General features: G+C 72.5%; 10 protein-coding genes. 7 read left to right on the forward strand and 3 right to left on the reverse strand.

Annotated elements, in window-relative coordinates:
* Positions 1–29: 29 nt before the first annotated feature.
* The 3 genes from ACFPCY_RS16315 to ACFPCY_RS16325 all read left to right on the forward strand — a co-directional run bounded on the left by ACFPCY_RS16315 (position 30) and on the right by ACFPCY_RS16325 (position 3,348).
* The gene (locus ACFPCY_RS16315) at positions 30–770 is read left to right on the forward strand and encodes a TetR/AcrR family transcriptional regulator (protein WP_378255932.1); all 741 of its coding nucleotides are present in this window, start codon (positions 30–32) and stop codon (positions 768–770) included.
* Positions 745–2,217, forward strand: a complete 1,473-nt coding sequence (locus tag ACFPCY_RS16320; RefSeq protein ID WP_378255934.1) for an FAD-binding oxidoreductase — start codon at positions 745–747, stop codon at positions 2,215–2,217. Before ACFPCY_RS16315 ends, ACFPCY_RS16320 begins: the two co-directional genes overlap by 26 nt.
* A 171-nt stretch (positions 2,218–2,388) precedes the next feature.
* Positions 2,389–3,348 (forward strand): MBL fold metallo-hydrolase, encoded by a 960-nt coding sequence (locus ACFPCY_RS16325; RefSeq protein ID WP_378255936.1) that lies wholly within the window; start codon positions 2,389–2,391, stop codon positions 3,346–3,348.
* Between the two features lie 50 nt (positions 3,349–3,398).
* Here ACFPCY_RS16325 and ACFPCY_RS16330 read toward each other — a convergent pair whose 3' ends face one another.
* A complete protein-coding gene (locus tag ACFPCY_RS16330; protein WP_378255938.1) occupies positions 3,399–4,799 on the reverse strand; it encodes an MFS transporter in 1,401 nt (466 codons plus the stop codon).
* 337 nt (positions 4,800–5,136) lie between these two features.
* On the opposite strand from ACFPCY_RS16330, the gene ACFPCY_RS16335 reads away from it, so the two are divergent.
* Positions 5,137–6,189 (forward strand): NucA/NucB deoxyribonuclease domain-containing protein, encoded by a 1,053-nt coding sequence (locus tag ACFPCY_RS16335; RefSeq protein ID WP_378255940.1) that lies wholly within the window; start codon positions 5,137–5,139, stop codon positions 6,187–6,189.
* Between the two features lie 54 nt (positions 6,190–6,243).
* Entirely contained in the window at positions 6,244–7,239 is a 996-nt protein-coding gene (locus ACFPCY_RS16340) for a hypothetical protein (protein WP_378255942.1), read from the forward strand.
* A gap of 46 nt (positions 7,240–7,285) precedes the next feature.
* On the opposite strand, the gene ACFPCY_RS16345 is transcribed toward ACFPCY_RS16340, so the two are convergent.
* Positions 7,286–8,341 (reverse strand): LacI family DNA-binding transcriptional regulator, encoded by a 1,056-nt coding sequence (locus ACFPCY_RS16345; protein WP_378255943.1) that lies wholly within the window; start codon positions 8,339–8,341, stop codon positions 7,286–7,288.
* 153 nt (positions 8,342–8,494) lie between these two features.
* Here ACFPCY_RS16345 and ACFPCY_RS16350 point away from each other — a divergent pair, with 153 nt between their 5' ends.
* Positions 8,495–10,372: an RICIN domain-containing protein gene (locus ACFPCY_RS16350; protein WP_378255945.1), complete on the forward strand. Its 1,878-nt coding sequence runs from the start codon at positions 8,495–8,497 to the stop codon at positions 10,370–10,372.
* A 71-nt stretch (positions 10,373–10,443) separates the two neighbouring features.
* A complete protein-coding gene (locus ACFPCY_RS16355; RefSeq protein ID WP_378255947.1) occupies positions 10,444–10,926 on the forward strand; it encodes a hypothetical protein in 483 nt (160 codons plus the stop codon).
* Positions 10,927–11,004: 78 nt separating this feature from the next.
* Here ACFPCY_RS16355 and ACFPCY_RS16360 read toward each other — a convergent pair whose 3' ends face one another.
* Positions 11,005–12,003 carry a DUF5954 family protein gene (locus tag ACFPCY_RS16360; protein WP_378255949.1) on the reverse strand — a complete coding sequence of 333 codons (999 nt, stop codon included), beginning with the start codon at positions 12,001–12,003 and terminating at the stop codon, positions 11,005–11,007.
* Positions 12,004–12,029 lie beyond the last annotated feature (26 nt).

The raw sequence follows: 12,029 nt of genomic DNA on the forward strand, positions 1-12,029 counted from the left end.
GGCTCCGCCGCCCCGGTAGCGTGGGCGGCGTGCCGTCCTTCGACTCGGTGTGGCTGCGGCCCGACCGTCCCGCCCGCGACCGGCGGCTCGACCGCGACCGGATCGTCGCCGTCGCGGTCGAGCTGCTCGACTCGGGCGGGCACGGAACCCTGTCGATGCGCCGCGTCGCCGCCGAGCTGGGCGTCACCGCCGGTTCGCTGTACTGGTACGTCCGGACCAAGGACGAGCTGCTCGAACTGGCCCTGGACCGCGTCCTCGGCGAGATCCGCGCAGATCTCGGCGAGCCGACCGGACTCGACTGGCGCAGCGCTGTGGCCGCGCTGGCACGAAGCCATCGCGCGATGCTGCTCCGGCATCGGTGGGTTCTGCAGGAGTTGGGCAGCCGTCCGAATCTCGGACCGAACGCCTTCGCGCTCGCCGAAACCGGTCTGCGGCTCATGTCCCGCGCGGGTTTCGCCGACGCGGAACTGGACGCCGCCCTGGCCCTCGTCAACGATCACGTCGTAGGCGCGGTCCTCGCCGAGCTGGCGTGGCGGGACGCCCTGGCCGGTCCCGGCCCGGCCTGGAACGAGGCAACGGCCGACTACCTGCGGAAAGCGGTCAGCGGCCATCCTCTCCTGGCCGGACGCATGGCCGCCTCCACCGGCGCCGATCCCGAGCGGGAGAGCGAGCGCCGCTTCACCTTCGCCCTCGACTGCCTGCTGGACGGCCTCGCCACCCGCGTCCGCAGCCTCCCGGCGCACGATGACCGACCTGAGCCCGCAGCATGAATCGAGAGGTGCCGTGTCTGTAGAGGAACTGGCCCGGGCGTTGCCGGACAGCGCGCTCGTCACCGACGCCGACGTGCTGGCGAGCCTCGGGCACGACGAGGCCGAATGGGCTCCGGCGGGCAAGGCCCTCGCCGCGCTGCGCGCCACGTCCGCCGACGAGGTGTCGCGGGCCGTGGCCGCCTGCGCGGACCTCGGAATCCCGGTCGTGCCGAGGGGCGCGGGCACCGGGCTCTCGGGCGGCGCGAACGCCGTGGACGGCTGCCTCGTCCTCGACCTGTCCCGGATGGACGCGATCGTCGAGATCGACGCGGAGAACATGGTCGCGGTCGTCCAGCCGGGCGTGGTGAACGACGACCTGAAGGCGGCCGTCGCCGCACACGGCCTCTGGTACCCGCCGGACCCGGCGAGCGCGCCGTGGTCCACGATCGGCGGCAACGTCGCGACCAACGCCGGGGGACTGTGCTGCCTGAAGTACGGCGTGACCCGCGACTACGTCCTCGGCCTGGAGGCCGTCGTCGGCGGCCCCGGCGGCGGGTACGGCACCCGCCTCCGGTTCGGCCGCCGGACGACCAAGGGCGTCGCCGGATACGACCTGACCGGCCTGTTCGTCGGCGCGGAGGGCACGCTCGGCGTCGTCACCGAGGTCACGCTGCGGCTGCGTCCGGCCCGGCGGGACGCGCCGCGCACGGTCGTCGGCGCGTTCGACGACCTCGTGGCCGCCGGACGCGCCGTCGCCGCCGTCACCGCGCGCGGCCTCGTCCCGGCCGCGCTGGAGCTCCTCGACCGGTTCTGCCTGGAGGCCGTCGAGGAGTGGAAGCACCTCGGGATCGAGCCGTCCGCGGAGGCGCTGCTGCTCGCCAGCATCGACACGCCGGGCGCGTCCGGCGACGAGGACGCCTCGGCCGTGGCCGCCGCGTTCCGCGACTGCGGCGCGGTGTGGGCCGAGCAGTCGACCGATCCGGTCGAGGCCGAGGCGCTGTTCGAGGCGCGCCGGCTGGCGTACCCGGCGCTGGAGCGCCTCGGGCCCGTCCTGACCGAGGACCTGTGCGTGCCGCGCTCGCTCGTCCCCGCGATGCTCGCCCGCACCGAGGAGATCGGCCGCCGGCACGACGTCCGGATCGCGACGATCGCGCACGCCGGGGACGGCAACCTGCACCCCCTCCTGATCACCCCGCCCGGCGACGACGCGGCCCGCGCCGCCGCCCAGGCCGCGTTCGAGGAGCTCCTCACCGCCGCCGTCGAGATGGGCGGCACCGTCACCGGCGAGCACGGCGTCGGCCTGCTCAAGCGCCGCGGCATGCAGCGCGAGCTGCCGCTGGGCGTCCGCGCCATGCAGAAGGCCGTGAAGGACGCCCTCGACCCGCTCGGCGTCTTCAACCCGGGCAAGGTCATCGGCGACGACCCCGACCTCGGTGACGCGACGTCTCGGGCACGCGCCTCGGCCTGACGACGACCACCGCCGCGCGCCGCGGCTCCGCGCGCCGCGACTTTGCGCAGAATCCGCGGGCCCGGAATCCGCGCGCTGCGAATCCGTGCAGGCCTCTGGACGAATTCTCCGTGCGCCTGGAAAATCCGGCTGGTCCACGCCCGCCGAGCCCTGACCTTCCGAGGAGGAACCATGGCCGTTCCGTATCGCCGGGGGCTGCACGAGATCGCCGCGGAAACCTACGCCTATCTCCAGCCGGACGGCTCGTGGGGCTGGAGCAACGCCGGGCTCGTGGTCTCCGGAACGGACGCGCTGCTCGTGGACACGCTGTTCAGCGTCCCGCTGACCCGGGCGATGCTGGACGAGATCGCCGCCGTCCGGCCGGACGTCCGGATCCGGACGCTGGTCAACACGCACAGCGACGGCGATCACTGGTGGGGCAACCAGCTGCTCCCGGACGCCGAGATCGTCGCCTCGGAGGCGACCGCGGCCGTCATGCGCGCCGACCACACGCACGAACTGCTGGCCGCGCTGTCGCCGGGCCAGCTCTCCGGCGCGGTGGACGAGATGGTCAGGTCGTTCGACTTCGACGGGATCGTCCCGGCGTATCCGGCGCGGACGTTCGAGGGCGGGCTGGACCTCGCGGTGGGGGACCGGGGCGTCCGGCTGATCCAGGTCGGGCCCGCGCACACGTCCGGGGACGTCCTGGTCCACGTGCCCGACGCGAAGGTGCTGTTCACCGGCGACATCCTGTTCGTCGGCGGGCATCCGGTCGTCCACACGGGGCCGGTCTCGGGCTGGATCGCCGCCTGCGACCTGATCCTGGATCTGGACGTCGAGACGATCGTCCCGGGGCACGGGCCGGTGGTCGGGAAGCCGGAGGTGCGGCGGTTCCGCGAGTACCTGGTCCGGTTGCTCGACCACGCCGTCCGGTCGCACGAGGCGGGCGTCCCGCTCGACGACGCCGCCCGGACGATGGATCTGACCGGTTTCGCCGATCTGGGCAATTCCGAGCGGCTCCTGCTGAACGTCGGAGCGGTCTACCGCGAGCTGAACGGCGACGGCACGCCCGACGAACTCGGGCTCCTCACGCGCCTGGGCGAGTTCGCCGCCCCCGACGTGAAGGACGCGAAGGACCAGCCCGGCGAGTGACGACGCGAAAGGCCCCGCCGTGACGGCGGGGCCTGGCGTTTCCGGAGAGGTCAGCGGCCCTTGGGGAGCGCCTGCACCAGCGCAACGACCAGGACGTTCAGGACGATCAGCAGGTCCAGCCCGGTGGCGAAGGCGTGCGGGACGCCGCCGTGCGCGCCGTAGAAGACGACCCCGACGAGCGCCACCCCGATCGCACCGCCCGCCTGCTGCGCGGTGCTCAGCACGCCGGACGCGGCGCCGGCGTGCTCGGCGTCCACGCGGCTCAGCACCAGGGCGGGCAGCGGCGCCATGACCAGTCCCATCCCGGCCCCCGCGACGACCAGGCCGGGGATGACCCAGGCGACCGCGCCGTGCTGCCCGAGGCCGGTCGCGGTGACCGCGAGGACGCCGTAGCCGACCGCCATGGCGAGCGCGCCGAGCGCGAGGGTCTGGCGTCCGAGCCGCTCGGCGACGGCGCCCGCCCGCGCCGAGGAGACGAAGTAGCCGAGGCCGAGCGGCAGGAAGATCAGCCCGGACTCCAGCGCCGAGAGGCCGCGTCCCATCTGGAGGTAGAGCGCGAGGATCAGGAAGAACGAGCCCATCGTCATGGAGTGCAGCAGCGCGACGACCGCGCCGACGCCGAACGAGCGGTGCCGGAACAGGGCCGGCGCGACCAGCGGGGCGGCGGCGCGGCGCTGGTGCAGGGCGAATGCGCCGAGCAGGACGACGGCTGCGCCGAGGCACTCCCAGGTCCACATCGGCCAGCCTTGCTCGCGTCCCTGGACGAGCGGGTACACGATCGCGACGAGGCCGAGCGAGGCGAGGACGGTGCCGGCCAGGTCGAGCCGGGCGGCGCCGTTCGCGCGGGACTCGGGGACGAGCCGGGGCACCAGCGCGAGCGCCGCGGCGCCGACCGGGACGTTGATCCAGAAGATGGCGCGCCAGCCCAGCCCGGCGACGTCCGCCTTGATGAGGACACCGCCGATGAGCTGCCCGAACACGCCGCCGAAGCCCATCGCGATCCCGTAGGCGTTGAACGCCTTCGCCCGCGCCGGACCGGTGTACACGGTGTTGACGATGCCGAGCACCTGCGGCATGAGCAGCGCCGCGCCGATGCCCTGCGCGACGCGTCCGGCGATCAGCGCGCCCGCGGTGGAGGACTCCGCGCAGGCCGCCGAGGCGAGGGTGAACACCGCGAGCCCGAGCGCGAACATCCGCCGCCGCCCGTAGAGGTCACCGAGGCGTCCGGCGGTGATCAGCCCGGCGGCGAGCGCGACGCCGAACCCGGCGACGACGAACTGGATCTGCGAGGGAGTCGCGTGCAGGTCCCGCTGGGTGGCCGGGATCGCGACGTTGACGATGAAGAAGTCGAGGGTGGTGATGAAGACCCCGGTGAGCAGGACCAGAAGGGTCCCCCAACCGGGGACGGCCACCCGCGCGGGTGCCGATTCCGGTGCCTTGACGGCGGTCATGTCGCGCTCCTGGCGAGTCGGTGATCGCTGATGCACCGAGACTGCCCGCCGCACCCGCCGCCCGGCGATTACGCGAGAGGTCATGGAACCTCCGCACCCCGCTTCCCGGCCCGCCGCGCGCCCGGCCCGCCGCGCGTCCTGCCCCGCGTGCCCGCGGGTCCGGCCCGGAGCTCGTCCCTCTCTGGTGATGTGTCACACCGTTCGTCCCGGAAAGGGGAAAGCGTCGCGCTGGCCACAGCCGGTCAATGGATAAATCCCCATATCTCCAATCTTGTTGACGATCATCGGGTTTCTCTAATTTGAGGCCATTGATCACTTCCATCGCGGGGAGGTTGATGTGCCGAAGCGCTGGCCGGTCCGGGCCGCCGTTCTGGGGACCACCGGATTCCTGCTGGTCCCGCTGGCCGCCGGGACGGCGTCCGCGGGCGCGGCGAACGACGGAGGCGGCGACCGGATCGTCGTGACCGCCACTCCGACGGCGCCGACCGCGGCCGGGAGCGACTCCCGCGCGGCGGCGGCGTGCAACGTGTTCAACCGCACCGGGGTGTGCTGGAACACCCGCCTCACGGTGACGCTCTACCGCAACACCACGCCCGTCGGGCAGGTGTTCGGGACGCTCACGCAGGTCATCGAGCTCAACATGAAGAGCCGCGCGTTCAGCGAGCGGTTCGCGCTGCACACCGACCGGATCGTCGGCAGCGCGTCCGGCGTGTTCGGGACGATCGCGGTGTCGTGCGGCGGCGGCTGCAAGGCCAGCCCGAGCGGCATCAGCGGAAAGGTCCTGCGGGTCGGATCGACCATCAACGGGAAGATCGGCTACAGCGACTCGGTGCGAAAGGGCAAGGCGCATTCCTCGCCCACGCATTACACGATGACCTTCACCAAGGCGGGTTACGTTCCGACGAAGCCGGCCGTCTGGAACTCGCCGCTGAAGTTCCGCTGCGACGACGCGATCGGCGGGCTCGGCGCGGGCTGCGTGTTCCCGGCCTACACGCCGACGCTCACGAGCATGCGCAGCCTGAGGTTCATCAGCCAGAACATCCGCAACCTGCAGAAGAAGGGCGCGCCGAAGCTGCTGCACCGCAACAGCAAGCTCACCACGTCCAACCGGCGCGCGGTGTGCGGACCGGCGAAGCTGCCGCGCGGCTGGAAGCCCCCGGCGGGCTGGCCGAAGCCGCTCAGCGACAAGAAGAACAAGCCGAGCTGCGACGAGTACGCGTTCGCGGGCACCAACGAGGGCGGCAAGAAGCCGCACAACGGCTACGCCTGGGTGCCGAAGCGCGAGAACGACTCGCAGGGCGGCAAGCTGATCGCCTTCTACAAGGCCTGGCGCGTGCTGGACGCCACGTCCGCGCGCGGCCAGGGTGACGCGTTCTACGTGTCGGTCTGACATGAGTGGCGGGACGGGGCCCTCGCGGGCCCCGTCCTGTACGAGGATGTGGGCATGAGCGACGGGGGCGTCCACCGGGGGATCGTGCATCCGAGCCACTACCAGTACTGGCTGGGCGACGGCACGGAACCCGACGTGGACACGCTGTACGAGAGCCGGCGCGACCACGACCTCGTGGCCCTCGACCGCAGCGGCCACATGGCGTGCGTCTTCACCGGTATGTACGGGTTCGACCTGCCGGTCACGGTCGCCGTGTGCCCGGCCCGTCCCGAACCCGAGCTGGACGGCTGGGACGAGGCGATCGAGTTCAGCCTCACCCTGTCCGGCGGTCGCGCCGGCGTCGAGTCGATCCTGTCCTCGGACGGCACGATCGACTTCGACCTGCCGCCCTCCCCGGACGGCGCGTACCGCCTGCGCCTGCACGCGCGCGGGCGCCGCGAGGCCGCCGAGCTCCAGCACATCTCGAAGGACGACGGCGACGAGCTCGTCGAAGAGCACCTCATCCAGCTCTGGGCCGCCCCGCCCGAGCCCGTCCGGTGGCTCAAGGAGGATGACCAGGAAGCCCGGGACGCCGATGAGTCCGTCCCGCGCACGGACTTCCTGGTCGAGACCGGGAAGCACGACCGGTACTGGCTGACCGACTTCAGCACCGGACGCCACGCCGCCGACGTCGAGGGACGCGGCGACGGCGTCGTCCAGCCCGAACCGGGCGGCCACATGGCGGCGATCTACACGGCCCGGCCGGACACGGTCGTCGAGGTCGTCATCGACATCCTCGACGCCGCGCCCGCCCCGGACACCGCCGAGTGGGACGTGTCGGCCGAGGTCGGCATGGTCTTCACCGACACGCTCGTGGGCTGCAACTTCGGCGAGGACGACACGAGCCCGACGCTCTACCAGGAGCTTCCGGCGGAAGGCGGCGAGACGCGCGCCTACCGCGTCCGCGTCTCGATGAAGGGACGCACCGCCCCCTTCGAGAGCGCCGAACGCGAAGCCGGGGACGACCGCCCTCGCGAACGGCACCTGATCGAGATCTGGCCGGACGAGTAAGTCCCGTCCTGGCGCTCCTTAGCTCTGGGGATCGGGCAGAGACGGCTCAGCTGCGGGGAACCGGGCCGGAGCTGTCGCGGGGAACCGGGCCGGAACTGTCGCGGGCGACCAGGGTCGGGCGGAGGAGCTGGAGCGAGTTGACCGGCGGACGGCCGTCCTCGACCGCGCGCAGCAGCAGCTCGATCGCCTGCCGCGCCATCGCGCGGCTCGGTATCGCGACGGTCGTCAGCGACGGGTGGACGTGCCGGGCCTCGTCCACGTCGTCGTGCCCGACGACCGACAGCGAGCCGGGCACGGCGCGGCCGAGCGTGCGGGCCGCGTCCAGCGCGCCGATCGCCAGCACGTCGTAGGTCGCGAAGATCGCCGTCAGCTCCGGGTGCGCGCGCAGCGCCTCGGACGCCGCGGTGAACCCGCCCGCCGCGGTCGGGTCGGACACCGGGAAGACCATCGCGTCCGGGACGGTCAGCCCGTCGCGGGCGAACGCGCGCCGGAAGCCGTCGAGGCGGTCGGCGTGCGCGGGCAGGCTCGCGACGACCGCGACCCGCTCGTGGCCGAGCTCGCGCAGGTGCCGTCCGGCCAGGTGGCCCGCCTGCTCGTAGTCGATCGTGACGACCGGCAGCGTGCCGGGGATCTCGGTCTCCCAGGCGCACAGCGCGATCGGGAACCCGGCGCCCGCGAGCAGCGGGAGATGGTCGTCCAGACCGTCGTCGCCCGCGATGAGCAGGGCGTCCACCGAGCGGCTGGCCAGGCTCGCCATGTGCCGCCGGGCGCGCTCGGCGTCCTGCCGGGTGGTGCAGAGCAGCAGGTGGTAGCCGTGCTCCTCCAGGACGTTCTCGGCCTCCTCGACGACCTCGGAGTAGAACGCGTTGGTCACCGTCGGGACGAACAGCCCGACCGTCCGGGACGCGCCGGTCGCGAGCGAGCGGGCGACCAGGTTCGGGGTGTAGCCGAGCTCGGCGATGGCGGCGCGCACCCGCGCCTCGGTCTCCGGGCGCACCCGGACCCGTCCGGTGACGACGTTGGAGACCGTCTGCTTCGTGACGCCCGCGCGCTCGGCCACCTCGCGCATCGTGACCACGGCGCCTCCAGTTGACCGGTCCAAGAGATCACCTCCATTGGTAGTGGTGGGTCACCGTCCCGGTCAAGGGAAAGGGGAAACCCCCCTTGTTTGACCGGTCAAATTCGCTTACCGTCCCGAAGGAACGATCACGGCACGACGACATCCGACCCGGGGGACGGACCGGAAGGAGCACGTGTGTCAGCGAAGATCACCGCACCACTCTCAGCGCGCGCCACGGCACGCACCACGCCACGCACCACGCCGCGTACCACGGCACGCACCGCGGCACGCACCGCGGCACGCACCGCGGCACGCACCGCGCCGCGCACCGCGCCACGCACCGCGGCACGGCGGATCACCGCGTCCCTGACGACGCTGACCGCCGCGGCGGCCCTGACCGTCGCCGCCGCGTCCGAGGCGACGGCCGCGGGCTACACGGTCACGATCGGCTCCACCGGAGCCTACGCGTACCCGACCGACACTCCGGCCGGCGCGTTCACCGACAAGGACGGCACGTTCTACTTCCAGCAGTCGGCCGCGCTCTACGGCAAGACCGATCCCCGGTACTGGGACTTCTACACCGGTTCCGACTTCGACCACGCCTCCCGCGCCAGGACGATCAGCGACGCGAACGGCGACACGACCGCGCGCTGCAACAACAGCCCGACGGGCGTCGAGGCGACCGCCGCGCCGTCCGGGTCCGGATACTCGCAGAAGAACTTCTGCGACCTCGTCGGAACGTGGGTCGATCCCGACACCGGGAACTGGGTCGGCCTCGTCCACAACGAGTTCACCCCGCAGCCGTTCGGCGACGGCCTGCACTACGACTCGCTCGACTACGCCGTCTCCACCGACCAGGGCCTGACCTGGACCATCAAGGGCCACGCGATCACCTCGCCCTACAGCACCAGGCGCGGCGACAACGCGGCGTTCCCGAACCAGACCTACAACTACGGCGACGGCGACCCGCGCCTGTTCGTGGACGCCGCGTCCGGCTACTTCTACGTCTACTACGGTTCCCGAGTCATCCCGAAGGGCGGCGTGGGCGGGAGCAACGGCGGGCTCGCGCACGTCGCGCGCGCTCCGATGTCGGCGAAGATGGCGTCCGGCTCCTGGACGAAGTGGTACGACGGCTCCTGGTCGCAGCCCGGCATCGGCGGCAAGGAGAGCAACATGGTGCCGGTGACCTCGGCCGACCCGTCCGGGTACACGCCGGTGGACCGCGACTACGACCCGTCCAACACCGGGAACGTGGACCAGCAGGTCGCGGCGGGCGAGCTGCCGCCGAAGTCCGACCTGTTCATCATGAACATCGCCTACGACGCGCACCTCGGCCTCTACATCGGCGAGCCGGAGGTCGTGAAGGGCACCGCGCCGCAGCGGTTCTACGCCACCGCGGACCTCTCGACGCAGAAGTGGCGGCTGATCGGCGACTCGGGGAGCTACACGTCCGGGTCCTGGTACCGCTGGTTCGTGGACAGCGCGAACCGGACGAACTCGACGATCGTCGGGAAGTCGTTCCGGTCGTACTGCTCGATCGCCTGCGCGTCCTCGGACGGCGAGTACGCGAACGTCACCATCACCTCCGACACGCCCGCCGCCCCGCCGATCGACCTCAACCGCACCTACCGGATCGGCAACGGCAACGGACGCGTCCTCGCGCAGGTGGGCGGCGGATCCGCGACGACCTCGGTGGCCGCGCCGACCGGGTCCGCGCTGGAGGGCTGGAAATTCACGGCCAACGGCGACGGGTCGTACCGCGTCACCAACGCGAGCACCGGCAGGTCCCTCGGCGTCAGCGCGAGCGGGACCGCCGGACGCGCGTGGGGCGCGAAGTCGACCGTCACCGCGAGCGGTTCGAGCGTCGGCCAGCAGTGGTGGCTCGTGCCGTCGGGTGGCGGGACGTTCCGCCTGGTCAACCGGTACAGCGGGCTCGTGCTCGGCATGTCCTCGGCGACCGGACGGCTCGCCGAGACGACCCCCGCGCGGAACTGGACCGACCGTTCGGGCAGCTCCGTGGGCGGCGGGCGGACGGCGGCCGAACAGACCCTCAAGCTTACGGTGAACTCTTGACGACGGCCCTCCCGGAAAGCCGCCCGCGTTCCGTACGTTGGACGTGAGGCCGGACTTTCCGGGAGGGACCGGTGCCGACGGGCAGGTGGCTGGACCGCGTGGACGAGGCGTCCGGACGGGTGCTGCTCGTGGTCGCCGCGCTGGTCGGGACGGCCGCCGCGCTGGCCCTGCTCGCCTGCGTCGGGCTGATCGTGGCGGGCGTCGTGCACGCCCTGGTCCCCTATTGGCCGTACGTGCTCGGCGGGTTCGGGCTGCTGGTCGTCCTGCCGCTGACGATCACCTTGCTGGAGTCGCGGTTCGAGCCGCCGCCGGCCACCTCGCCTTCGGTTTCCGGGTCGATCTCCGGCTCGATCTCCTGGCACACGGAAACGCCGTACAGCTGCCGGAGCTGCGGTCACAACTGGACGTCCCACGGCCTCGGCCAGGGGACGTGCTCGGTGACCGGACCGCCCTACACGACCGAGACGTCCGTCGGCTGGGAGGGCGACATCGTCCAGACGCGGAGCGGCACGCCGTGCGGCTGCCCGCGCTACGACGGCCTCGAACCCGACTGAACCGCCGCCGTCCCCGGAACCGGGTCAGCCGCAACGTTCCCGGAAACCGGGTCAGCCGCTACGTTCCCGGAAACCGGGTCAGCCGTAACGTTCCTGGTCGGACGGCCGGGGCGACTCGGGGCCGTCCGGACCGACGCGCACCATGCGGCCGATCCGCACGACGCGGAACCGGCGCGGCTCGCCGCCGATCGTGACGTTCCACTCCGGGCCGGGCGCGGCGTCGATCTCCGCGGCGGCGGACGCCCAGTCGGCGAGCTCGGCCGGTGTCGGCGGGTCGCCCTGGAACTCGCGCAGCATCGGCAGCAGCTGGGTGAAGTGGCCGCTCAGCCGCTCCTTGGCCCGGTCCGGGCCGTGGCCGCCGGTCAGCGGCTCCCAGCCGCCCTCGGCCGTGACCTCCACGATCGAGTACGTCGGCGGCAGCATCACCACGCCCGGATGGGTGCGGCAGGCGTGCCGCGCCTCGGCCTCGACCTGCTCGGGCACGGTCCCCGGGATCGGCCCGAAGTCGGCCAGGTTCAGGCGCAGCTGCGCCTCCCAGAACCCGGCGGGCGCGCCCGGATCGATCGGGTGGCCGCGCCGCGGCGACGACTCGTCCGGCGGCTCGGCGTCGCTCGACCTCGGCGGCTCCATCCCGGACGAGTTGATCAGGACGAACTTCTCCATCCGGATCACGCGGTAGCGGCGCGCGCCGATCTCCCACTCGTCCTTCGCGAGCGGCTCGCCCTCCTCGGGATCGAGCCTGGCCGCCGCCGCGAGCATCGCCCGGACGGTCTCCGGGTCGGTCTCGCGCCGCGCGTCGCCCGAGTCCGACGCCGCCGCGCCGGCCGCCTGGCGCAGCGTCGCGGCGAGATCGACGCGCGCCGAGAGCGGGTCGCCGGCGCCGGTGCACAGGATCGTCCAGGCCCCGTTGACCTGCTCGGCGCTGCCGAAGTCCGGCGAGCCGCCGGGCAGCATCTTCGGGTAGGAACGGATCCGCTCCCCGAGGTCGGCGTCGCGCATGGCCGCCATCGGCTCCAGATCCGTGCTGACGTTGATGGTGTCGTAGCCGTGCATCAGCGGAAACGCCTCGACGCTCATCGCCGGACGGCCCGTTCGCGAGTGTC

This window comes from Actinomadura gamaensis (genome assembly GCF_042652125.1).
In the GTDB taxonomy this organism is placed as follows: Bacteria; Actinomycetota; Actinomycetes; order Streptosporangiales; family Streptosporangiaceae; genus Spirillospora; species Spirillospora gamaensis.

Excerpts from the sequence above, each read along its gene's own strand:
- ACFPCY_RS16320 (WP_378255934.1), top strand. The coding sequence starts at position 745 with ATGACCGACCTGAGCCCGCAGCATGAATCGAGAGGTGCCGTGTCTGTA.
- ACFPCY_RS16325 (WP_378255936.1), top strand. The coding sequence starts at position 2,389 with ATGGCCGTTCCGTATCGCCGGGGGCTGCACGAGATCGCCGCGGAAACC.
- ACFPCY_RS16330 (WP_378255938.1), bottom strand. The coding sequence starts at position 4,799 with ATGACCGCCGTCAAGGCACCGGAATCGGCACCCGCGCGGGTGGCCGTC.
- ACFPCY_RS16340 (WP_378255942.1), top strand. The coding sequence starts at position 6,244 with ATGAGCGACGGGGGCGTCCACCGGGGGATCGTGCATCCGAGCCACTAC.
- ACFPCY_RS16360 (WP_378255949.1), bottom strand. The coding sequence starts at position 12,003 with ATGAGCGTCGAGGCGTTTCCGCTGATGCACGGCTACGACACCATCAAC.